At 41.9% G+C, this 21,886-nt stretch carries 36 protein-coding genes; 31 read left to right on the forward strand and 5 right to left on the reverse strand.

The features are described from left to right. Positions 1-30: 30 nt before the first annotated feature. Entirely contained in the window at positions 31-780 is a 750-nt protein-coding gene (locus MgSA37_RS04950; protein WP_096350122.1) for a hypothetical protein, read from the reverse strand. Positions 781-971: 191 nt separating this feature from the next. On the opposite strand from MgSA37_RS04950, the gene MgSA37_RS04955 reads away from it, so the two are divergent. Further along, positions 972-2,231: a prephenate dehydrogenase gene (locus tag MgSA37_RS04955; protein WP_096350123.1), complete on the forward strand. Its 1,260-nt coding sequence runs from the start codon at positions 972-974 to the stop codon at positions 2,229-2,231. A 101-nt stretch (positions 2,232-2,332) separates the two neighbouring features. Here MgSA37_RS04955 and MgSA37_RS04960 read toward each other — a convergent pair whose 3' ends face one another. Further along, positions 2,333-3,745 carry a C45 family autoproteolytic acyltransferase/hydolase gene (locus tag MgSA37_RS04960; protein WP_096350124.1) on the reverse strand — a complete coding sequence of 471 codons (1,413 nt, stop codon included), beginning with the start codon at positions 3,743-3,745 and terminating at the stop codon, positions 2,333-2,335. Continuing rightward, the gene (locus MgSA37_RS04965; protein ID WP_157750440.1) at positions 3,742-4,386 is read right to left on the reverse strand and encodes an energy transducer TonB; all 645 of its coding nucleotides are present in this window, start codon (positions 4,384-4,386) and stop codon (positions 3,742-3,744) included. The genes MgSA37_RS04960 and MgSA37_RS04965 overlap by 4 nt, the downstream gene beginning before the upstream one ends. A gap of 192 nt (positions 4,387-4,578) precedes the next feature. Between MgSA37_RS04965 and MgSA37_RS04970 the strand changes: the two genes are divergently transcribed. Beyond that, complete coding sequence (locus MgSA37_RS04970; protein ID WP_096350126.1) at positions 4,579-5,163, forward strand: c-type cytochrome; 585 nt, start codon at positions 4,579-4,581, stop codon at positions 5,161-5,163. Between the two features lie 62 nt (positions 5,164-5,225). Continuing rightward, entirely contained in the window at positions 5,226-5,354 is a 129-nt protein-coding gene (locus MgSA37_RS29360; RefSeq protein WP_260146976.1) for a type II toxin-antitoxin system Phd/YefM family antitoxin, read from the forward strand. Between the two features lie 500 nt (positions 5,355-5,854). On the opposite strand, the gene MgSA37_RS04975 is transcribed toward MgSA37_RS29360, so the two are convergent. Next, positions 5,855-6,355, reverse strand: a complete 501-nt coding sequence (locus MgSA37_RS04975; RefSeq protein WP_096350127.1) for a DUF6155 family protein — start codon at positions 6,353-6,355, stop codon at positions 5,855-5,857. Between the two features lie 316 nt (positions 6,356-6,671). Further along, positions 6,672-7,751, reverse strand: a complete 1,080-nt coding sequence (locus tag MgSA37_RS04980) for an IS110 family RNA-guided transposase (protein ID WP_096350128.1) — start codon at positions 7,749-7,751, stop codon at positions 6,672-6,674. A 583-nt stretch (positions 7,752-8,334) separates the two neighbouring features. Here MgSA37_RS04980 and MgSA37_RS04985 point away from each other — a divergent pair. From MgSA37_RS04985 to rpsM, 28 genes are all read left to right on the forward strand, one after another. Next, a complete protein-coding gene (locus MgSA37_RS04985; RefSeq protein ID WP_096350129.1) occupies positions 8,335-8,550 on the forward strand; it encodes a hypothetical protein in 216 nt (71 codons plus the stop codon). Continuing rightward, positions 8,547-8,825 (forward strand): type II toxin-antitoxin system RelE/ParE family toxin, encoded by a 279-nt coding sequence (locus MgSA37_RS04990; RefSeq protein ID WP_157750441.1) that lies wholly within the window; start codon positions 8,547-8,549, stop codon positions 8,823-8,825. Before MgSA37_RS04985 ends, MgSA37_RS04990 begins: the two co-directional genes overlap by 4 nt. Positions 8,826-8,896: 71 nt before the next feature. Beyond that, a complete protein-coding gene (locus MgSA37_RS04995) occupies positions 8,897-9,181 on the forward strand; it encodes a barstar family protein (protein WP_197706089.1) in 285 nt (94 codons plus the stop codon). A gap of 184 nt (positions 9,182-9,365) precedes the next feature. Next, positions 9,366-9,983 (forward strand): 50S ribosomal protein L3, encoded by a 618-nt coding sequence (gene rplC, locus MgSA37_RS05000; protein WP_096350132.1) that lies wholly within the window; start codon positions 9,366-9,368, stop codon positions 9,981-9,983. 1 nt (position 9,984) lies between these two features. Further along, positions 9,985-10,614, forward strand: coding sequence for a 50S ribosomal protein L4 (gene rplD / locus MgSA37_RS05005; RefSeq protein WP_096350133.1), 630 nt, complete (start codon positions 9,985-9,987; stop codon positions 10,612-10,614). 2 nt (positions 10,615-10,616) lie between these two features. Next, positions 10,617-10,907, forward strand: coding sequence for a 50S ribosomal protein L23 (rplW, locus tag MgSA37_RS05010; protein WP_096350134.1), 291 nt, complete (start codon positions 10,617-10,619; stop codon positions 10,905-10,907). A gap of 8 nt (positions 10,908-10,915) precedes the next feature. Continuing rightward, the gene (rplB, locus tag MgSA37_RS05015; protein WP_096350135.1) at positions 10,916-11,743 is read left to right on the forward strand and encodes a 50S ribosomal protein L2; all 828 of its coding nucleotides are present in this window, start codon (positions 10,916-10,918) and stop codon (positions 11,741-11,743) included. Continuing rightward, positions 11,743-12,009, forward strand: coding sequence for a 30S ribosomal protein S19 (gene rpsS, locus MgSA37_RS05020; RefSeq protein ID WP_096350136.1), 267 nt, complete (start codon positions 11,743-11,745; stop codon positions 12,007-12,009). Before rplB ends, rpsS begins: the two co-directional genes overlap by 1 nt. 6 nt (positions 12,010-12,015) lie before the next feature. Then, on the forward strand, positions 12,016-12,447 hold the full coding sequence (gene rplV / locus MgSA37_RS05025) for a 50S ribosomal protein L22 (RefSeq protein WP_197706090.1): 432 nt from the start codon (positions 12,016-12,018) through the stop codon (positions 12,445-12,447). Between the two features lie 6 nt (positions 12,448-12,453). Further along, complete coding sequence (gene rpsC, locus MgSA37_RS05030; protein ID WP_096350137.1) at positions 12,454-13,374, forward strand: 30S ribosomal protein S3; 921 nt, start codon at positions 12,454-12,456, stop codon at positions 13,372-13,374. 171 nt (positions 13,375-13,545) lie between these two features. Next, positions 13,546-13,968, forward strand: coding sequence for a 50S ribosomal protein L16 (gene rplP, locus MgSA37_RS05035; RefSeq protein WP_096350138.1), 423 nt, complete (start codon positions 13,546-13,548; stop codon positions 13,966-13,968). Positions 13,969-14,079: 111 nt separating this feature from the next. Further along, positions 14,080-14,283, forward strand: a complete 204-nt coding sequence (gene rpmC, locus MgSA37_RS05040; protein WP_096350139.1) for a 50S ribosomal protein L29 — start codon at positions 14,080-14,082, stop codon at positions 14,281-14,283. Positions 14,284-14,301: 18 nt separating this feature from the next. Further along, entirely contained in the window at positions 14,302-14,556 is a 255-nt protein-coding gene (gene rpsQ, locus MgSA37_RS05045) for a 30S ribosomal protein S17 (protein ID WP_096350140.1), read from the forward strand. Position 14,557: 1 nt separating this feature from the next. Further along, on the forward strand, positions 14,558-14,926 hold the full coding sequence (rplN, locus tag MgSA37_RS05050; protein ID WP_073405786.1) for a 50S ribosomal protein L14: 369 nt from the start codon (positions 14,558-14,560) through the stop codon (positions 14,924-14,926). Between the two features lies 1 nt (position 14,927). Further along, positions 14,928-15,272 carry a 50S ribosomal protein L24 gene (gene rplX, locus MgSA37_RS05055; RefSeq protein WP_096350141.1) on the forward strand — a complete coding sequence of 115 codons (345 nt, stop codon included), beginning with the start codon at positions 14,928-14,930 and terminating at the stop codon, positions 15,270-15,272. Further along, on the forward strand, positions 15,272-15,841 hold the full coding sequence (rplE, locus tag MgSA37_RS05060) for a 50S ribosomal protein L5 (protein WP_096350142.1): 570 nt from the start codon (positions 15,272-15,274) through the stop codon (positions 15,839-15,841). The genes rplX and rplE overlap by 1 nt, the downstream gene beginning before the upstream one ends. Further along, entirely contained in the window at positions 15,834-16,103 is a 270-nt protein-coding gene (gene rpsN / locus MgSA37_RS05065) for a 30S ribosomal protein S14 (RefSeq protein WP_096350143.1), read from the forward strand. The genes rplE and rpsN overlap by 8 nt, the downstream gene beginning before the upstream one ends. Before the next feature lie 126 nt (positions 16,104-16,229). Then, positions 16,230-16,628 carry a 30S ribosomal protein S8 gene (gene rpsH, locus MgSA37_RS05070; RefSeq protein ID WP_096350144.1) on the forward strand — a complete coding sequence of 133 codons (399 nt, stop codon included), beginning with the start codon at positions 16,230-16,232 and terminating at the stop codon, positions 16,626-16,628. Between the two features lie 17 nt (positions 16,629-16,645). Continuing rightward, complete coding sequence (gene rplF, locus MgSA37_RS05075; RefSeq protein ID WP_096350145.1) at positions 16,646-17,203, forward strand: 50S ribosomal protein L6; 558 nt, start codon at positions 16,646-16,648, stop codon at positions 17,201-17,203. 5 nt (positions 17,204-17,208) lie between these two features. Continuing rightward, complete coding sequence (rplR, locus tag MgSA37_RS05080; protein WP_096350146.1) at positions 17,209-17,562, forward strand: 50S ribosomal protein L18; 354 nt, start codon at positions 17,209-17,211, stop codon at positions 17,560-17,562. Positions 17,563-17,574: 12 nt separating this feature from the next. Continuing rightward, on the forward strand, positions 17,575-18,093 hold the full coding sequence (gene rpsE / locus MgSA37_RS05085) for a 30S ribosomal protein S5 (RefSeq protein ID WP_096350147.1): 519 nt from the start codon (positions 17,575-17,577) through the stop codon (positions 18,091-18,093). A gap of 6 nt (positions 18,094-18,099) precedes the next feature. Next, the gene (gene rpmD, locus MgSA37_RS05090; protein WP_096350148.1) at positions 18,100-18,279 is read left to right on the forward strand and encodes a 50S ribosomal protein L30; all 180 of its coding nucleotides are present in this window, start codon (positions 18,100-18,102) and stop codon (positions 18,277-18,279) included. A 4-nt stretch (positions 18,280-18,283) separates the two neighbouring features. Beyond that, positions 18,284-18,730: a 50S ribosomal protein L15 gene (gene rplO, locus MgSA37_RS05095; protein WP_096350149.1), complete on the forward strand. Its 447-nt coding sequence runs from the start codon at positions 18,284-18,286 to the stop codon at positions 18,728-18,730. 6 nt (positions 18,731-18,736) lie between these two features. Then, positions 18,737-20,074: a preprotein translocase subunit SecY gene (secY, locus tag MgSA37_RS05100; RefSeq protein ID WP_096350150.1), complete on the forward strand. Its 1,338-nt coding sequence runs from the start codon at positions 18,737-18,739 to the stop codon at positions 20,072-20,074. Positions 20,075-20,083: 9 nt separating this feature from the next. Next, positions 20,084-20,875, forward strand: coding sequence for a type I methionyl aminopeptidase (map, locus tag MgSA37_RS05105; protein WP_096350151.1), 792 nt, complete (start codon positions 20,084-20,086; stop codon positions 20,873-20,875). 63 nt (positions 20,876-20,938) lie between these two features. Beyond that, complete coding sequence (infA, locus tag MgSA37_RS05110; protein ID WP_008506260.1) at positions 20,939-21,157, forward strand: translation initiation factor IF-1; 219 nt, start codon at positions 20,939-20,941, stop codon at positions 21,155-21,157. Between the two features lie 7 nt (positions 21,158-21,164). Further along, a complete protein-coding gene (gene rpmJ / locus MgSA37_RS05115; RefSeq protein WP_096350152.1) occupies positions 21,165-21,281 on the forward strand; it encodes a 50S ribosomal protein L36 in 117 nt (38 codons plus the stop codon). Positions 21,282-21,354: 73 nt separating this feature from the next. Next, positions 21,355-21,732, forward strand: a complete 378-nt coding sequence (rpsM, locus tag MgSA37_RS05120; protein ID WP_096350153.1) for a 30S ribosomal protein S13 — start codon at positions 21,355-21,357, stop codon at positions 21,730-21,732. The last annotated feature ends 154 nt before the right edge of the window (positions 21,733-21,886 follow it).

Here is a 21,886-nt window from a genome sequence, read left to right on the forward strand (position 1 = left end):
TTCAATTCTGAAAATTCTGATTCAGACATCCTATCTCCCCAATAACTCATCCAACTTATTGCGCTCGGTTTGCAGTTCCCGGGCAAGTTTCTTTTCTTTTTCGTTGGCTTTGGTTTTATAGGTTTTAAATTCTTCTTCCAGTTCGCTGTAAAGCTGGGTGCGATAGGTAGCTTCGCGCTTTAAACTGCCTGAGCGAATGATCACCACCAGGGCAATCACACCAAAAAGAATTACCAGGCCCCAAACAATGAGGTTATAAGCGGTTTTTGAGAACAGCAACCCGAAGATTTCGATTCCGTCCACTTTGTTTATCTCTGCGTCTTTGGCGTTGATTTGGGTATTTAAACTGTCGATGGTTTTACTTTGTATGCTCAGCTTCTTCAACGCAGTATTCAACCTTGCGCGGTTTATGTTCAACGTATCCGAAGCGTTTTTCCAAAGTGCGGAGATCAGCGGCTGCTGGTAATGGTATACTTTGGATAAAAGATACTGGTACTGGCTGTTAAGGCTATTGTTTGCAGGTGCCGGGGCCGGCGCTGTGGTATCCTTCTTTACGGTGTCTTTATTTACCGCGGCCTGTTGAATAGCCGGCGGCCGAACTGCTGCCTTCTGCTGTGCAGCTTTGGCAGCTGAATCAATTTTATACCGGTGATATGCGGCGCCGGTATACTTATAAATATGGTGCGGCTTTGCGTTATGAGACTTCTTTACCGTATCCTGGGCAAAACCCGCGGCGGATAAGAAGCAAATAACAAGCGCAATCAATTTTATCCTCAACATAAAAACGTGTTTATAAAGTAAAATTAACATTTAGAAGTGAGAAGTGTGATATTTTTTTAGTCGGAAAGTCGGTAAAGTCCGGAAGTCCGGGAGATTTTTAGTATTACAGCCCAATCATCTATTTTTTTCTTTCTTACTTTCCGGACTTTCGGACTTTACCGACTTTCCGGACTTTCCGCTATCTTAGCACCATGAATATAGGCATGATTGGCCTGGGAGATATGGGACGTTTGTATGCGAAAGCATTTGCAACGGCCGGTTACCAGGTTTGCGGCTGTGACCTGCCCGGCAACAGGCAAAAGCTGGAAGATGAACTTAACCCTTTTGGTATACACATTGTGGATAGCGGGAAAGATGTTTCCCGTACTTCCGACCTGATCATCTACTCCGTTGAAGCCGAAAGCCTGGCAAGGGTGGTTGCCGAATGCGGCCCCGCGACTAAATACGGCGCCATCGTGGCCGGCCAAACTTCGGTTAAAACGCCGGAGATCGAGACCTTTGAAAAATACCTGCCCGCCGATGCACAGATCGTTACCTTTCATGCCATGCATGGGCCAGGTTTTGCGCCTAAGGGGCAAAAACTGATCCTGATCAACCACAGGGCTGATGCAGAAGCCTATCAGCGCATGCTCGACCTGTTTACCGCCCTCGAAACGGATATTGTGGAAATAGCCAATTACCACGATCACGATAAAATAGTGGCCGATACCCAGGCCGTAACCCACGTAGGTTTTGAGAGCATGGGTACCGCCTGGAAAGAGGCTGGGTTTTTCCCATGGGAAAATGCCTCCTATGTGGGCGGTATCGATAATGTAAAGATCCTCACCACCCTGCGGATCTTCAGCTATAAAGCACACGTTTATGGCGGCTTGGCTATCATGAACCCTTATGCCCGGCAACAGGTGAAGCGTTATGCGGTGTCCGAGTCGGAATTATTTAAGCTGATGATCAAAGAGGAGGAAGAGGCTTTTCGCCAGAGGCTTTACCGTGCACGCGATTTTGTTTTCCACGAAAGCCGCAAACCGATCATGCTGAATGATACTGTAATGAGGGAGTTTGCCCTGGGCCAGAAGCCGGAACATCAAAAACCAAACTCGCATTTAAGCATTTTAAGTATGGTTGATGCCTGGTACCACCTCGGCGTAAATCCCTATGATAACCTGATCTGCCAGACGCCGCCATTCCGCCTGCGCCTGGGTATTGCCGAATACTTGTTTAAAAATGAGGAGTTACTGGAAGAATCTATCCTTACTGCCGTTTACGATAAAACCATCCGCGGCGACGACCTGGAGTTTCATTCAGCGGTAAGGGAATGGTCGTCCATCATTGGCTATGGCGATATGGAAGGCTACAAAAAGCACTTTAATGATGTGCAGGCCTTTTTTAAAGGAAGGCTGGAAGAAGGAAATAAGCAAAGTGCTGAACTGATCAGAAGGCTGATGATGGAATAGGATCACAGATTTTTTGATTGATTACACAGGTTACACGGATTTAAATTAAGTAAAATCCGTGTAACCTGTGATTAAAAATTTGCTTAATCCCGGTTCAGATATTAATTCGATGCCGAAAACAGTGTCCAGGGATAAGCTTTCATATCCCTAAGGTATTTGCTTTGGGTCTTCGCATATTCGGGATGGGCTTTTAAAAACGGTGCGGCTAAAAAGTCGTCTCCGCCCGGATGGCCCATGTGCGCCCAGAACTGCATTTTACCCGCCAGTGCTGCCGTGGTTACTTTACCCTGCACAGCGCCCATCGGGAAAAATGGCCCTTCATGAAATTCTTTACACCCCAGCGGGTCCTGGTCCACATGCCCGTCAATTACGCAGCGATCATAGGCCGATTTATTATTAAGCGCATCAAAGTGATCGCCTTCAATGGCTTTCCCTGTGGAGTCATCCAGTTTGCCTTTATATTGCACATGCACCAATTGTTCCATCCGCTTCTTGCGGGCATTTGGCGAGGTCGTTTTGTCATTCACATCAAAAGTAGTTTCCTCTTTGATCAGTTTAGGGTCGCTGGCGAAGTTGGTGCCGATAAAAGCGGTATCCTTTGAGCGCCAGAGCTTAAAGTCTCTTAAACCCAGTTCCAGTTTGGCCACTTCGTTGGTTTTAGTATCACCAATCAGCCAGTCGTTGGCATAACCGCCGTTGTTATCCGTGGTCATAATCTTCACCGCATCATCAATGCTGTTACTGTATTGGGCCGCACGGCGGGCACGCACAAATTCAGGTGTTTTGGTGGTGTCGTAGCCTTTAAACTGTGTAATGGTGGTTTCGGTGATCAAAATTCCGCTTTTGGTGATCAGAAAATCATCCCCGCTATGGATAAAGCCGGGGCCGGTGTCCATCAAAAACTCATTGCCCTTTGCAGGTTTTATATCAGCAATCACATTCCAGCGTTCGCCCACGATGTAATCCGTCCAGTTATTATGGGCAATCACAATTTTATGATCTTTGGTATAGCTGCCTGTGGCAATAAAGGCACTGCAATTACCCGGGGCCCGGTTATCGCCACTGCCCGGTTTTTCCTTTTCCATCAACATCGGCACGTAGTAGCCTGGTAACTCGTAATAAGCATTCATCGCTGCTATATCAAGCGTATCATACTTAAATCCTTTGGCCTGCAAGCCGTCCACCATACCTTTTATTTCATCCTGGTATTCTTTGTCTATCTTCTTCCATATAAAGCGTTGTGCCGCACCCCGGTAAAACGCCCAGTCCTTGCCGCTGCTGGGTGGCAGGTAGTATTGCAATACTTTAATCATAGTATCAATCTCTTTGGCTACCAGGTAGCCATGCTGGTAACCGATATCAGCCGGCGCACCCGCAAGGTGGATATAGATCCAGCCGTTTTTGTCTTCGCGGGTGGCGTTGCCCAGGCGGCTGTCGGTTGGTGCTTTTGTTTTACAACTATAGAAAAGGGCTCCGGCAGCTAATAATGAAAGGAAGGTGATTTTTAATTTCATGATTTTTTTAAGATGATTAAGTAAACTTCTTTTTTATCGGGCATTTCAAATTTTTCAACTTTATTATAATTATAAAAAGGCTCGGCAACTTCTATCTGATCAGATGGAAACGACCTGCCAAGTATTTTTTCCGCCTCGTCAATAGTATATAAAACACCTTTGATATTGAACACAAAGCCATATTTTGAATTTCTTAAATTCCCGATATAGGTTGTCGCTGGTGCGCCGCCAAGCGAAAAACTGATGGGTACATTAAACTGTACTCTTACCGGGCGGCCATTTTGTATCGCCGGTCGCCAAACCGGCGAAGCTTCTAAAAGTCTTACGGCTTCAGCTTCGCAACCCGCACCTACACAATTTCTTGGCGTAGCATTAATGACATGTCCACCTTCATCTACCGTAAAAGACACCAAAAGCTTCCCGTTAACGCCAATTAAACGGGCTACTTTCGGGTATTGAAGGTTTTTAGCCAGGTAATTACTAAAGGCCTGGTATCCGCCCGGAAATTCTGGTATTTGTTCAACCGAGGTAAAAACCCTGCTATCATTTTTTGTTTTCCCGGCATCTGTACTTGTGGTATCCTGTGCATGGCTGAGTTGGCAGGTTAGCAGCAGTACAGGCAGAAAACAAAATAATTTCATAAGGTAAAGATAAAATATTTGATATTCTTTCCAACAAAGCCTTGTTTTTTTGCGGCTTTTTGTTTTTCTGAAAACCCTTCGCCCCGGTAACGATAACATATGCCCATATCATAACCATTTGATTTTATTTGGTTTATCGGTATTTTTTTTATTTTTGGTTACCTTTTACTATTTACAATTAAAGCCCAAAACATGAAAAAACTAGCCGCTATTTTCATTATTGCAATTTTTGCATGGTCGTTAAATTCCTGCGACCCAGGCAAAGGAGTTAAAAATGCTGACGCCGCAACACCGCCTTCAAAAGACAGCCTGGTGAAGCGCGGCAATTACCTGGTTACTACGCTGGGTTGCAATGATTGTCATTCGCCTAAAAAAATGGGACCGAAGGGGCCATATATTGATTCAGCACGAATGTTGTCGGGTTTTCCATCAACTGCTCCGATTCCGGTGGCAGGCGCGGACGACATAAAAAGAGGCTTGGTGGTATTTGCCGGCGATCTTACTGCAGCCATCGGCCCATGGGGGACGTCTTTTGCGGCAAATATTACATCTGATGCCACCGGGATCGGCAGCTGGAAGGAAGATCAATTTAAAAATGCCCTGCGCCACGGTAAATACAAAGGACTTGACAGTGAACGCTCCCTGCTGCCGCCAATGCCATGGCAGGACCTCACTAATTTAACCGATGCCGACATTGAAGCTATTTTCACCTATCTGCAATCAACAAAGCCGGTTAATAATGTAGTGCCCGCGTTCAGGCCGGCAGGGAAAGGGTGAAGGTGTGCTTTGCATGTTACCCCTGAAGGATCAATAAGCTAAGTGACACCAACAATCAGGTGATGAAAAAGAAATTAAATAAAGCGACAAAATATTTGATGAAGAGTAAGGTAAACAAAAAGCGTTTGTTATATGCTATTGATGAAATGAAAAAAGGAATTTATTATAAACACGACTTGATTGAAAACTAGAGCGACCAGGGATGGGTTTATCATTGACGATGCCATTCATAGATGGCATCGCACTTTTGGGTAACTGCCCGCTCAGGTAATCGATGACCGCGTTACTATCTATCACATATCCCATTCGTCGCGACTTTGCTTAATGTGATCCTGTAGTTTTTTTGCAGCATCTATGGTTAATTTGCCTGCAAATTTATCGGACAGCTTTTCGGTCGGAGCAGTTTCTTTTTTTTAAACTTTAATCAAATGCAGCTTTTCCAGTCCATTTAATAAACTGTAGGCGTTTTGATTAGTAACCCGTATGGTTAAAGTGTCCATGGTGATGATCTTATTTCAAATTTAATCAATTAATTCTAAAATTCTTTAAGTTTGGGCTTAACCAATTTTGTAAAACGCTTCACAGCGGTGGCACTGCTTCATTACCTGTCAGCGGCGCGCGAAAGCGCCACCTCTTTTGGCTTGTGCTGCATTTACACGAGGTTGGGGATGTAAACTTTCCGGATCATTTACTATTCATAAAATTGGTAAAATATTTCGGACAGACTGTCATGAAATCCCCAACCCATATCTTGAGTATCATCAATGATCTGCATAGATCGTTCTTTAAAAACATCCAATAGTCTTTCTTTATAAATAATTTTCAATGCGTTGGCATATGTACTCACCATACTGTTGTAAAAAGCTTCATTCATGTCGCCAAAGTCATTTGTAAATGTTACCCCGGTTTCAACATAAAAAAGCATCAAATCAGCCAATGATTCAGCCGATGGGCCAAGCTTCTTAAAATCAGTAATGCTCTGCTTGCCTTGTTTTAGATTATAGCCGAACCCCCGCTTAGGGAAAAAAGCTTCATAAACTTTAGCCCGGTATTTTTCAAATAAACCATCTTCGTCAGGTTTGATGTGAAAATTGAGGTACTCCTGCACCGCCTTATTCTTTTTATATAAGTCGCAAATTATTTCTACAAGCGCGCTTTTTTCAAGTTTTCCTAGTTCGGTTTTGATAGACATGAGGTTGGTTTTTTTTTGTGCGAAATAAATAACTTATTTTCCTTTCTGCAAAAAATCGAGATGGAGTTTGACGTATTTATATTAAATTATGAATTTAACTGTTGGGTTTAAACTGCAGGCAGGCCGTCAGATTTCCGAAGTTTTAAGGAGTGCCTTTGAAGCTAAAGCTCGTGCAATGCTTCATTACCTGTCAGCGGCGCACGAGGTACTGTCTTAAAAAGCAAGTTTTTTCCATGATATTTTTTCTATTAAATTTGTATAGCGAAAGAAGGCATACGTTGATACGTTGACGGATGACTATCTTGTGTAGCCCTGGTTATGCCGGGGCTACTTCATTAAGTTGACCTTCGGTCAAAGCGAAAGAAGGCGCCGTCTCCTCATTTCCGAATTTATTGATCTTGGCATCGCGGTTAAACGCTTCATTCTTTTTCCATAACGTATAGATCATTACCAGTAATTTTCTTTGTACGGCTACATAGGCTTTCATTTTTTGATGATGCCGTGCAAGTATCCGCTCAAAGAAGGTTTTAAAATTTCCTTTTTCGTATCGGACCACATTAAATGCCGGCATATACATGGCGCGCCTGATGTGGCTGTTGCCTTTTTTGGATATTTTGGTTTTTCCTCGATGACCGCCGGATTGGTTTTCAATTATATCATACCCCGAATACCTGACCAGTTGCGATGCAGATTTAAACAAGGCAAAACCGTTTGTTTCCGCAAGCACTACTGCCACTGTCATATAACTTAACCCTTTTATGTCAATAATATGATCCACTCTTTGGCCTACCTCATCGTTGCTGTAAAGATGGTCATGGATGCTCTGATCGGTTTCTTTAAGCTGCTTTTCAATTGTAGCAATCAGTTTTTTAAGCTGTTTGATTACGGCTTTAGTGCTGTAAATACTATGCTCATCGGCATGAAGCTGATTATTGATATTGGTTTTGAGTTCCTGAAGACTTTGATGATGACGGGTCATTGCCCTAAGTGTATAAAAGAACTCATCCATGGGCTGCCACAATTCCAGGCATTGCTCAGCACCCATACGGGCAAGTCCTGCTGCATCTATTTTATCATTCTTCGATCTAAGCCCCAGTGCCTGTAAATACTTTTTGGCTTTGTTTGGTAATACAACGGCAACGTCAAATCCGGCCTTAAACAAAAACAAGGCACATGCTTCGTAATATACACCGGTAGCTTCAATCACGTTAACTAAAGGAATGTCTGATTCCTTTTTGTGACGGGATAGCCATACAAGCAGGTCTTTAAACCCCTGCATGTCGTTAGCAAATTTACTGCTGGCTTTTACTTTTACCTGTTGCCTTGAGTCGATTACCGAAAGGCAGACATGAATATCTTTCATAGATGCATCCATGCCAAGTGAATACTTTAACATAAGATTTTACAATTAAGGTGTACAAATACAGGATCTTTTTATACTGCCTTTACTCATGTTTCATACAGGATTAATACGCAATGTACTATCCTTAAGTACTGTCCAGGCTTGGTAAAAAGAAAACTAATGGCAGGTTATCCTCGTGCTCAATATCCATTATTGGTATTTTTAACGCCCAGTCAAAGTACTGCCGTTAGCCCTGTTTGATTATCTTTACAAAGATATGAGAACGCCTCCTCTTTAGCCTGCGCGGCATTCTCGCGCGAGAGGGGATTAAATCGACGGCTTGTTATAAGAAATAATTGCTATAAATTTGTTATAAGACAACGCTCACTATCGAAATTCCGGAAAAGGTTGAAAAAACATTGTCTGACTTGATTGAACAGTTGGGCGGTAAAGTAGTTGCATCTGAGACAGGTAAGAAGCACTGCAAAGCGGCAAAGAAAAACAAATATTGGATGATCTTGAAGAATCGGTAAAGTGGGTAAGTTACACCAGGAAGGCAAAGTTCAGGCTAAATCTATTGACCAATACTGAATGAGCTTTAAAGCAGTATTAATAAATTATTTCCTAAATTTGAATAATGACAACTCAATTTATAACAAACAATAAAGGTGTAAAAACCGCTGCAATTATTCCCATCAATGAGTATGAGGATTTGCTGCATCAGCATCATTTAAATTTGGAGTTAACTGATGAATACAAAAAAATGATAGATGATATGCTCGACCAGGATGATACCGGAAAAGCTGAATATGTATCATTTAACCATATTAAAGACAGGTTTCAATCCAATTGAACTTTGAGTCGATATTCCGGATTGAAGCTGAACAGGATTTAGAAGATATCCAGGATTATTATAATAACATATCGCCTTCCATTACGGATAACTTCTTTAATGAGTTTTTTGAAACGATGCACTTTATTGAAGGTGAGCCTACATTATTCCAGGTAAGATATAGAGAAATAAGAATAGCACCGCTGTATCGCTTCCCCTATGGAATTCATTATAAAGAAACCAGCGGTAAGATTATTATTTACCGGGTACTTCATACGAAGAGGTATTTTAAATGAAGGTTGATTTAAATAATCGTTCACATGTTTGAAATCGTAAAATAAAGACGGCCAAGAAAATAAAAGGCATATTGAAAACTATTATTATCAATGGAAATAACTTCTCTGATTTAGAGTCATTCTACACCGGGATTGATAAAATCTTAACGAAAGACCTTACCTGGAAAACCGGCCATAATTTAAGTGCTTTTAACGATCTTTTATGTGGCGGTTTCGGCGTTTTTGAATACAATGAGGAGATCAAAATTATCTGGCGGAACTTTAAAAAAAGCAAATCGGGTCCCGGAGCCGATTTGACAGGCGTATTGGTTGAAATAATAAACGACCATAGTCACATCGATTTCGCTATGATTTAGCCGTTTAAACATTTTTTTAGCTAAGCCCCTCCCTTCAAAATCACCCCTCAAAATAATTATAAAAAATAATGCACTCACTATTTGGCATTTAATTTATAATCCCTATCTTTGCCGTCCCTTAACGGGGGATAATATGCTTTGAACGTGGCCCTACTGCTTCGATGAGCACAAAAAAATAAATAAAATGTCAGGAATAATTGGTAAAAAAGTAGGAATGACCAGCATTTTCGACGAGACAGGGAAAAACATCCCCTGTACTGTAATCGAAGCTGGCCCTTGCGTGGTAACCCAGATCAGGTCTGTTGAAACAGACGGATATGCAGCTGTACAGCTTGCATATGGTGAGGCAAAAGACAAGCACACTACTTCTCCCTTAAAAGGCCATTTCGCCAAAGCCGGTACAACGCCAAAACGTCGTCTGGTTGAATTCAAAACTTTCGAAGATCAAAAAAGCTTAGGTGATACCATCACCGTTGGGATTTTTGAGATCGGCGATTTTGTTGATGTGGTGGGTACTTCAAAAGGTAAAGGTTTCCAGGGTGTTGTAAAACGTCATGGTTTCGGTGGTGTGGGTATGCAAACTCACGGACAACACAATCGTTTACGTGCTCCGGGTTCAATGGGTGCATCTTCATGGCCTTCCCGCGTATTTAAAGGTATGCGTATGGCCGGCCAAATGGGTAACGAACGTGTTAAGGTACAAAACTTACAGGTAGTTAAGGTATTTGCTGAGCAAAACCTATTGGTAGTTAAAGGTTCCATCCCGGGAGCTAAGGGTTCATTCGTAATAGTGGATAAATAAGATGGAAGTTAACGTAGTAAATGTATCAGGTAAAGAAACAGGTGCCAAGGTGCAACTTTCTGAGTCCGTATTCGGAATCGAACCAAACGATCACGCTATCTATTTGGATGTAAAGCAATTCCTCGCTAACCAGCGCCAGGGAACGCACAAATCAAAACAGCGTAACGAAATTGCAGGTTCAACCCGTAAATTATATAAGCAAAAAGGTACAGGCGGTGCCCGTGCCGGTAGCGTAAAATCACCGTTGTTTAATGGTGGTGGCCGTGTATTCGGTCCGCAACCACGCGATTACAGCTTCAAGTTAAATAAAAAACTAAAAGTACTTGCCCGTAAATCAGCTTTATCCTATAAAGCAAAAGATAGCAGCATAGTAGTAGTAGAAGATTTTACTTTCGATACTGTAAAAACTAAAAGCTATGTACAGTTTACCACCGACTTAAATGCAGGTGACGTAAGAACACTTTTAGTATTAGGCGCTGCAAATAACAATGTGTATTTATCAAGCAGAAACCTGAAAAAAACCAAGGTTATTTTAGCCGACCAGTTAAACACCTATGATGTGTTAAACGCTGGCAAGCTGATATTAACTACAGGTGCTCTTAAAACTTTGGAGGAAGCATTAGCTAAGTAAATATGGAAATTTTAAAGAAACCCTTACTTACTGAAAAAGTAACCCGCTTAACCGAGAAGCTTAATCGTTATGCTTTCAAAGTTGACCACAGGGCCAACAAGATTCAGATTAAAGGAGCCATTGAGGCGATGTATGGTGTAAACGTTAAAGCGGTAAACACCATGAAATACGTTGGTAAACTAAAGACCCGCAATACTAAGGCCGGTGCCGTTTCAGGACGCGCAGCTACTTACAAAAAAGCGATCATTACGTTGAAAGACGGAGAAGTAATTGATTTTTATAGCGGCATATAAATAAAGAGATGGCAGTTAAAAGATTTAAACCGGTTACACCCGGTACACGCTTCCGGATTGATACCAGTACAGCTGATATCACAACTAATGTTCCTGAAAAAACATTGGTAGTTTCGGTAAACACACGATCGGGCGGACGTAACAACAGCGGTAAAATGACCATGCGCTATTTAGGTGGTGGCCACAAACAAGCTTACAGGTTAATTGATTTCAAACGTAATAAATTTGATATCCCAGCGAAAGTTGCAACTATCGAGTATGATCCTAACCGTTCGGCACGTATAGCATTATTGCACTTTGCCGATGGCGAAAAAAGATATATGATAGCCCCTGCAGGACTTACCGTTGGTATGACTGTTCTGTCAGGCGACAGCGTAGCACCCGAAGTAGGTAATACATTGCCGTTGAAGAGCATCCCGCTTGGTTCTATCATCCACAATATTGAACTTAACCCCGGCCAGGGTGGTACCATAGCACGCAGTGCAGGTACTTATGCCCAGCTTTCGGCACGTGATGGTAAATATGCCATCATCAAATTGCCTTCAGGCGAAACACGTATGATACTGGCAACTTGTTTGGCAACTATCGGTACCGTTTCAAATGGCGAGAAAGCTAACGCCGTATTAGGTAAAGCCGGCCGCAAGCGCTGGTTAGGCCGCAGGCCAAGAGTTCGTGGTGTAGCCATGAACCCGGTAGATCACCCTATGGGTGGTGGTGAGGGAAGGGCCTCAGGTGGTCATCCACGTTCACGCAAAGGTTTATTAGCCAAAGGCTTTAAAACTCGTGACAAAAAGAAAACATCGGATCGTTATATCATTGAAAGAAGGAAAAAATAATGGCTCGTTCAATTAAAAAAGGACCTTACATCGACCATAACTTAGACAGAAAAGTTACGGTTCTGAATGATTCAAACAAGAAGTCGGTTGTAAAAACATGGTCTCGTCGTTCCATGATCTCTCCGGATTTCGTTGGTCATACATTCGCGGTACACAACGGTAATAAATTTATCCCTGTGTACGTAACAGAAAACATGGTTGGACACAAGCTGGGAGAGTTTGCACCAACCCGTACATTCCGCGGTCACGCTGAAAAGAAAAAATAACAGGCAATGGAAGAAGCAAGAACAAAAATTAAAAAGTCTGTATTGATCAGGCAACGCAAAGAAGAGGAAAAAGCTCAGCAAGGCGGCGCTTCAATCGCAAAATTACAGAACTGCCCAACCTCACCCCGTAAAATGCGTTTGGTGGTTGACCTGATCCGTGGTGTAAACGTTGAGAAAGCGTTATACATCCTCAAATTCACAAATAAAGAAGCTGCAATTCGTGTTGAAAAGCTTTTGTTATCAGCCATCAAAAACTGGGAAGCAAAAAACGAAGACAAACGTGTTGAAGATAGCAACCTGTTTGTAAAAGAGGTTTCAGTAGGCGGCGGCCGCCAGTTAAAAAGGCTGCGTCCCGCTCCGCAGGGAAGGGGATACCGTATCCGCAAACGCTCAAACCATGTACACCTGGTTGTAGATAGTAAAAACGTTAACAATTAATTTGAAATGGGACAGAAAGCACATCCAATAGGTAACAGGTTAGGAATCATCAGAGGTTGGGATTCTAATTGGTTCGGTGGCAATCATTATGCCGACAAATTAGTTGAAGACGAAAAGATCCGTAAATATCTTTCAGCACGTATCTCAAAAGGTGGTGTTTCAAAGATCGTTATTGAGCGTACCTTAAAACGCATCACTGTAACTATCCACACAGCCCGCCCGGGTATCGTTATCGGTAAAGGCGGCCAGGAAGTTGACAAGATCAAAGAAGAATTAAAAAAATTGACTAAAAAGGAAGTTCAGATAAACATATTTGAGATCAAACGTCCTGAACTTGATGCACAATTAGTTGCTGAAGGTATAGCAAAACAATTAGAAGCACGTATTTCATTCCGTCGTGCCATGAAAACCACTATTGCTTCAACCATGAGAATGGGTGCTGAAGGAATTAAGGTGATGACATCGGGCCGTTTAGGCGGTGCGGAAATGGCACGTACTGAACAATATAAAGAAGGAAGAATTCCATTGCACACTTTCCGTGCTGATATTGACTATGCACTGGCAGAAGCATTAACTACCTATGGTAAAATAGGTGTTAAAGTATGGATCTGCAAAGGCGAAGTTTACGGCAAACGCGATCTTTCTCCAAACATTGGCGGTGCCAGCAGCGCAAGCGGCAAAGGCGGACGTCCTGAAGGAGCGGCAGCATTTGGCGGTCGTGGTAACGAAAGAGGCGGCGAACGCGGCGGTGAACGCAGAAGCGGCGACAGAAAAGGTGGAAACGATCGCAGAGGACCAGGCGCACCGGGTGGTGCTAACCAACGCGGTGGCGGAAGCCGTCCGGGTGGGCCGAACCGTACCGGTGGACCAGGCGCAGGTGGTAGCCGTCCAGGCGGAAATCGTCCGGGCGGTCCAGGAAAGAGATAAGTCAGGCAGATATGAGATGTGAGATATGAGATGTGAGAAGCATTTTATCGATCATCGAGGGTTTGCAGAAAGATAAAGTAATAATTAATAAGGTACAGATTTTCGATAAAGATTCGTAGAGTAACATCTCAAATCTCATATCTCAAATCTCATATCTCAAAGAATAATAAAATGCTACAGCCAAAAAGAACGAAGTTCAGAAAGATGCAAAAAGGCAGAATGAAGGGAAACGCCAGTCGTGGCGCTGAACTGTCATTCGGATCTTTCGGTATAAAATCACTTGAAGCAGCCTGGATCACCAGCCGGCAGATAGAAGCTGCACGTATTGCTGTTACACGTTTTATGAAACGTGAAGGACAGGTTTGGATCAGGATATTTCCTGACAAACCCGTAACCAAAAAACCAGCAGAAGTACGTATGGGTAAAGGTAAAGGTGCTCCTGAATACTGGGTTGCGGTAGTACGCCCCGGAAGGATCATTTTTGAAGCAGAAGGCGTGCCTTTGGATATTGCAAAGGAAGCATTGCGTTTGGCAGCACAAAAGTTGCCTGTACAAACAAGATTTATAGTACGTAGAGATTACGTAGAAGCATAAATTTGAAGAGTTGAAAAGTTGTAAAGTTGAAAGGTTGTAATGTTATACAGCCAACAGACAAAAACATTACAACATTGAAACTTTCCAACATTACAACAAACAATAAAGAAAATGAAGAACTCAGAAATTTTGGAGTTGTCGACTGAAGAATTGGTTGCCAGGATCAGCGAGGAAAGAGCAAATCTTACCAAACTGAAATTTGCACACGCGGTTTCTGCTATTGAAAACCCTAGCCGTATTACAAAAGTACGTAAGGATATCGCCCGTTTGACCACTGAAATAACAAAGCGTAAATCAGCGTCAGCTTCTGAATAATTTTAAGAATCGGGAAAAATGGAAAGAAATTTAAGAAAAACTCGTACCGGCCTGGTAGTAAGCAATAAGATGGATAAATCTGTTGTTGTTGCTGTAGAAAGGAAAGTAAAACACCCTATCTATGGTAAATTCGTAAAGAAGACCACCAAATTTATGGCCCATGATGAAGCAAATACCTGTGGTATAGGCGATACCGTATTGATTATGGAAACACGCCCGCTGAGCAAAAACAAAAACTGGAGACTAGTTCAAATTTTAGAAAGGGCTAAATAAAATGGTACAACAGGAATCAAGATTAAACGTAGCTGATAACAGCGGTGCTAAAGAAGTTTTAGTGATCCGCGTGTTGGGTGGTACCGGGAAAAGGTATGCCTCTATCGGCGATAAGATAGTAGTAACCGTAAAAAGCGCCCTGCCATCAGGCAACGTTAAAAAAGGTACTGTTTCAAAAGCTGTTGTGGTTAGGACCAAAAAAGAGATCCGCCGCAAGGATGGTTCATACATTCGTTTTGACGACAACGCAGCAGTTTTATTAAATAACCAGGATGAGCCAAGAGGCACACGTATCTTTGGCCCTGTTGCAAGAGAATTACGTGAGAAACAATTTATGAAAATTGTATCATTAGCACCGGAGGTATTGTAACATGGAAAATAAGAAGAATATAAAACCTGCCAAAATGAAGATCAAAAAAGGTGATCTGGTTAAGGTTATAGCCGGTGACTCAAAAGGCGCCCAGGGTAAAGTATTAGAAGTAATATTAGACAAGAACCGCATAATTGTTGAAGGTGCTAATTTAGTATCAAAACATACTAAGCCAAATGCAGCAAAACCCAATGGTGGTATTGTTAAGCAGGAAGCTGCCATACACGTTTCAAACCTGATGCTGGTTGACCCTCAATCGGGCAAACCAACCCGCGTTGGCCGTAAAAGAAACGAAGCCGGTAAATTAGTAAGAGTGGCAAAAATATCAGGAGAGGAAATTAAGTAATGGAATACGTACCAAGATTAAAAACAAAGTATAGAACTGAGATCCGTACTGCACTGAAAGATAAATTTCAGTATAAAAGCGTAATGCAGGTTCCTAAACTTGAAAAAATCGCTATCAACCAGGGTGTTGGTGGTGCAACTACTGATAAAAAACTGATCGAAAGTACAATTGCCGAGCTTACTACCATCACTGGTCAGCAAGCGGTTTCTTCAAAATCGAAAAAGGATATTTCAAACTTTAAATTACGTAAAAACATGCCAATCGGTGTTCGTGTTACTTTACGTGATAATACCATGTATGAATTCCTTGATCGTTTGATCGCTATCGCGCTGCCACGTATCCGTGACTTCAAAGGTATTAATGACAAGGGTTTTGATGGCCGCGGAAACTATACTTTAGGTATATCTGAGCAGATCATTTTCCCTGAGATCAATATCGACAAGATCAACAAGATACAGGGTATGGATATTACCTTTGTAACCTCCGCAACAAACGATGTTGAAGCATTGGAGTTGTTGAAACAATTTGGATTACCATTTAAAAATCAAAATACAACTACAAATGGCTAAAGAAGGTGTAAAAGCGCGTGAATTGAAACGTGCTAAATTAGTAGCTAAATACGCTGAAAAAAGAGCGGCCCTTAAGGCAGCAGGTGATTACCTTGCTTTGGATAAATTACCAAAAGCAGCTTCACCCGTAAAATTACACAACAGGTGTAAATTAACAGGCCGCCCCCGTGGTTATATGCGTCAATTTGGTATTTCACGTGTTACATTCCGTGAAATGGCATTGGACGGCAAGATCCCCGGAGTAAAGAAAGCAAGCTGGTAATTAAGTCTAAAGTCGTTAGTCTTGAGTCCTAAGTCGACTTAAGACTTTGGACTTAGGACTCAAGACTCAAATACTAACCGATAGCAGGTCCGGAAATAAAGGAAACCACTATCATAAAACAATAAAATGAATACAGATCCAATCGCAGATTATCTTACAAGAGTAAGGAATGCTATTAAGGCCAACCATAGGGTTGTTGAAATTCCTGCATCAAATCTGAAAAAGGAAATCACGAAAGTGCTTTTCGACAAAGGTTACATTGCCAATTTTAAGTTTGAAGACAACGGTCCTCAGGGTACTATTAAGGTAGCTTTGAAATACCACCCGATAACAAAAATTTCTGCTATCCGCAGCATTTCGCGCATCAGTAAACCAGGTTTGAGGAAATACGCAGGCATGGACAATATGCCAAGAGTATTAAATGGTTTAGGTATCGCCATCCTGTCAACTTCTAAAGGTGTAATGACCGATAAAGAAGCCCGTACACAGAATGTTGGTGGCGAAGTTTTATGCTACGTATATTAATAGGAGGAAATTAAGCAATGTCAAGAGTAGGAAAATCACCGATTGCGCTGCCCCAGGGAGTTACTTTCAGTATATCAGCAGATAATGTTGTTACTGTAAAAGGCCCTAAAGGCGAGTTGCATCAAGCCGTTGACAGTGATATCACTGTTGAGGTGGAAGAAGGACAACTGGTTGTAAAACGCCCTTCTGATCAAAAACGTCATAAAGCATTACACGGCTTATACCGTGCTTTAATCAATAACATGGTAGTTGGTGTAACCACCGGTTATAAATTAGAGCAGGAATTAGTAGGTGTAGGTTATCGTGCAACCAATACCGGTAATACATTAGACTTAGTGCTGGGATACTCTCACCACTATGTATTTGAATTACCAACAGAAATAAAAGTTACAACAACTGCTGAAAAGGGTAAAAACCCAACCATTATTCTAGAGTCAATTGATAAACAACTGATAGGCCAGGTAGCGGCAAAAATACGCTCGTTACGTGCTCCTGAACCATACAAAGGCAAGGGTATCAAGTTTGTTGGCGAAGTATTGAGAAGAAAAGCAGGTAAATCAGCATCTAAAAAATAATCGTCATGGGAGCTAAGTTATCAAGAAGAGACAGAATAAAAAAGGGAATCAGAAAACGTATTTCCGGTTCTTCAGCACGTCCGCGTCTGTCCGTGTACAGAAGCAATAAAGGTATTTACGCGCAGATCATTGACGATGTTAGCGGCAAGACATTAGTGTCGGCCTCATCATTATCAAAAGATTTCACTGCAGAAAAGGGTACAAAGATCGATCAGTCAGCTGCCGTAGGCAAGCTGGTTGCTGAGAAAGCTGTTGCCGCAGGAATTAAAGATGTGGTTTTTGACAGGAATGGTTATTTATACCATGGCCGTATTAAATCACTGGCTGATGGTGCACGTGAAGGTGGTTTAAACTTTTAATCGGAAAGAAAGATGTCAACAATCAACATAAAAAGAGTAAAAACCAGCGAGATCGAATTAAAAGATCGTTTGGTTAGCATACAACGCGTTGCCAAAGTAACTAAAGGCGGCCGTACTTTCAGCTTCAGTGCCATTGTTGTGGTAGGAGATGAAAACGGTGTAGTTGGTTATGGTTTAGGTAAGGCAAAAGAAGTTACCGAAGCAATTGCTAAAGGTATAGATGATGCCAAAAAGAACCTGGTAAAAGTTCCTATCATTAACGGTACTGTACCTCACGAACAAATTGGTAAATTTTCAGGTGGTTTTGTTTTCATTAAACCAGCTGCTAATGGTACCGGTGTAATTGCAGGTGGTGCAATGCGTGCCGTATTGGAGTCTGCAGGGATCCACAACGTATTGGCAAAATCAAAAGGTTCATCAAACCCGCACAACGTGGTTAAAGCAACCGTATCGGCATTATCACAATTGCGTGATGCGTATACTGTAGCCCAGCAACGCGGCGTTAGTTTAGGTAAAGTATTTAACGGATAATCAGTCATGGCAAAAATCAAAATAACTCAGATTAAAAGCGTGATCGATAGAAGTGAGCGCCAAAAAAAGACAGTTGAAGCCCTTGGTTTAAAAAGGATCAACCACAGTGTAGAAGTTGAAGCTACTGCGGCTATTATTGGTATGGTTAAAAAAGTTAATCACCTGGTAGCGGTAGAAAATATTTAATATCATGAATTTAAGTAATCTAAAACCTGCAAAAGGTTCTACAAAAAATAGAAAAAGGATTGGCCGTGGTACAGGTTCAGGCCGTGGCGGAACATCAACCCGTGGCCATAAAGGTGCAGGTTCACGTTCAGGTACCAGCACAAAAGTTGGTTTCGAAGGTGGCCAGATGCCTTTACAGCGCCGTGTACCTAAGGTAGGATTTAAAAACCCTAACCGTGTTGAATACACAGGTGTTAACCTTGACGTATTGCAAGCATTAACTGAAAAATATTCATTATCATCAGTTGATTTTGACACACTGAAAGAACACGGACTGGTTTCAAGAAGCGATGTGGTTAAGATCCTTGGCCGCGGCGAATTGAAAGCCAAGTTAGAAGTTAAAGCACACGCGTTTACTGCAACAGCGCAAAAAGCGATTGAAGCAGCAGGTGGTACCATAGTAAAGCTATAATTTTCGATGAAGAAATTTTTCACCACATTATCCAATATCTGGAAAATCGATGATTTAAGAGTGCGTATTACAAACACACTCTTATTTCTTTTAATATATCGTGCGGGTTCATTCATAGTATTGCCGGGCGTTAGCCCTGCATCGGTGAGTGGTAAAGGTGCCGAAGGAATTGCAGGATTACTGAATATGTTTTCCGGCGGATCATTTTCACATGCATCCATTTTCGCATTGGGGGTAATGCCTTATATATCTGCTTCAATTGTGGTGCAATTATTGGGTATAGCAGTACCTTACTTCGCTAAACTTCAAAAAGAAGGCGAAAGCGGCCGTAATAAACTAAACCAGTGGACCCGATATTTAACTATCGGGATCACGGCATTGCAGGCAGCGGCTTACCTGAAATCGCAGATCACTGCCGACCAGATGGAAATTGCAAATCCTTATTTTACTGTTTTAAATATGTTCGTGCTTACGGCAGGTACTATGTTTATCATGTGGCTGGGTGAGAAAATTACAGATAAAGGTATTGGAAACGGTATTTCGCTCATCATCATGGTGGGTATTATATCAGCTTTACCAGGTGCATTTTTATCGGAATTCCAGTCGCGTAATGCAGGTGCCGGCGGCCTGGTAACTTTCATCGTTGAAATTGTTGCGCTGATAGGTGTGGTAATGTTCACAATACTGATCGTTCAGGGTACCCGTAAAGTTGCGGTTCAATATGCCAAGCGTATTGTTGGTAACAAACAATACGGTGGTGTAAGGCAGTATATCCCTTTAAAAGTAAATGCAGCCGGTGTAATGCCGATCATTTTTGCCCAGGCATTAATGTTTATTCCGGCTACGGTGACGCAGTTTTTTCCAAAGGCGGCGTCTAACCCGATATTGATGTCACTGTCTGACTATACAGCATGGGGGCATAATTTATTGTTTGCGGTGCTGATCATTGTATTCACTTACTTCTATACAGCGATTACTGTAAACCCTAACCAGATGGCCGAGGATATGAAAAAGAATGGTGGATTTATCCCTGGTATCAAACCGGGTAAAGCTACCGCTGATTTTATTGACGGGGTTATCTCAAGAATTACATTACCTGGTTCTATTTTCCTTGCCATCATAGCCGTTTTCCCTGCATTGGCCAGTTTGTTACATGTTAACAGCGCATTTGCAAGGTTCTTCGGTGGTACCTCATTGATCATTCTTGTGGGTGTTGTGTTAGATACCTTACAGCAAATTGAAAGTCATTTGTTAATGCGTCATTACGACGGGTTAATGAAGACCGGCAGGATCAAAGGGCGTACATCCGTTCCGGCAAGTGGAACAAGTCAGCCGGTTATCTAAAATTATAACATGTCAAAGATCAATTATAAGTCTGTCGAAGAGATAGAACTCATAAGAGAAAGTTCTTTACTTGTTTCCAAAACACTTGGAGAAATTGCTAAAGTGATTGGTCCCGGTGTAAAAACCATTGAATTAAATAAATTAGCAGAAACCTTTATCCGCGATAACGGCGGGGTTCCTGCTTTTTTAAATTATCATGGCTTCCCTTATTCATTGTGTATCTCAATGAACGACCAGGTAGTTCACGGCTTTCCCGGTAACAGGGAGCTCGTAGACGGCGACCTGGTGTCAGTTGATTGTGGCGCTATCCTGAATAAATATATCGGCGACTCGGCATATACATTTGCCATAGGCGAAGTAAGCGATACTGTAAAGAAGCTGATGAGGGTTACCATGGAATGCCTTGACCTGGGGGTTGCAAAAGCTGTAACAGGCATGCGCATCGGTGATATAGGCTATGCCGTTCAGGAACATGCTGAGAAGAATGGTTTCGGTGTGGTGAAGGAGCTGGTAGGCCATGGCGTTGGACTAGCTTTGCATGAAAAACCCGAAGTGCCAAATTATGGTAAACGCGGTTCAGGTATTAAGCTGGAAGAAGGAATGGTGATAGCCATTGAACCCATGATCAACGCCGGTAAAGCCAGGGTGAAGTTTTGGGACGATGGCTGGACAGTGTCAACTGCTGACGGAAAACCTTCTGCTCATTACGAGCATACAGTGGCAGTAAAAAAGGGGAAACCCGAAATACTTTCTACATTTTCATATGTAGATAATGTTTTAAAAGAAAAAAATAAAAGTTAATAAATTTTTATTAATTTTGCATCCCGCTTTTAAGGCGGATAATAGAGTAATAATCAGTAAAATATGGCCAAACAAGCCTCAATTGAACAAGACGGTACGATTAAAGAAGCATTATCAAACGCGATGTTTAGGGTAGAGTTGGAGAATGGACACGAAATTATTGCGCATATTTCAGGCAAAATGCGTATGCACTACATTAAAATTCTTCCTGGCGACAGGGTGAAACTTGAAATGAGTCCATATGATTTAACAAAGGGTAGAATAACCTATAGATATAAATAAAAACGCGATGAAAGTTAGAGCATCCATTAAAAAACGCAGTGTTGATTGCAAGATCATCCGCCGTAAAGGGAAACTTTATGTTATTAACAAGAAGAACCCTAAGTATAAACAACGTCAGGGATAATTAAAAGAATTGTAGTAATCCGTACAACGGTGGCCCGCCGTTCGGTTACTATCTAAAAATACAAACAAAAAATATGGCAAGGATTTCAGGTATTGATTTACCAAAGAATAAAAGAGGCGAGATAGGCCTGACCTACATTTACGGTATCGGCCGCTCAACAGCGCAGCGGATTTTAACTGAAGCCGGTATTGATTTCAATACCAAGGTTCAGGATTGGAATGATGAGCAATTAAACGCTATCCGCGGTATAATCAACGATCAGATCAAGGTTGAAGGCTCATTGCGTTCAGAAGTTCAGCTTAACATCAAACGTTTAATGGATATCGGTTGCTATCGCGGTACCCGTCACCGTAAAGGATTGCCTTTACGTGGTCAGCGTACCAAAAACAACTCACGTACCCGTAAAGGAAAACGTAAGACTGTTGCTAACAAGAAAAAGGCTACGAAATAGTAATTAGAGAACAGAGACTAGCGATTAGTTAATGTTTTACCATTTGCTGAATAAATAGAAACCGATTGGCAACCCTGAAGGTTGCCAGGAATAAATGAAGTAACAAATATTAATGGGTCCGGGTTATTCACTAACTCAATAATTCATTAATTCA

The sequence above is a fragment of the Mucilaginibacter gotjawali genome, assembly GCF_002355435.1.
In the GTDB taxonomy this organism is placed as follows: domain Bacteria; phylum Bacteroidota; class Bacteroidia; order Sphingobacteriales; family Sphingobacteriaceae; genus Mucilaginibacter; species Mucilaginibacter gotjawali.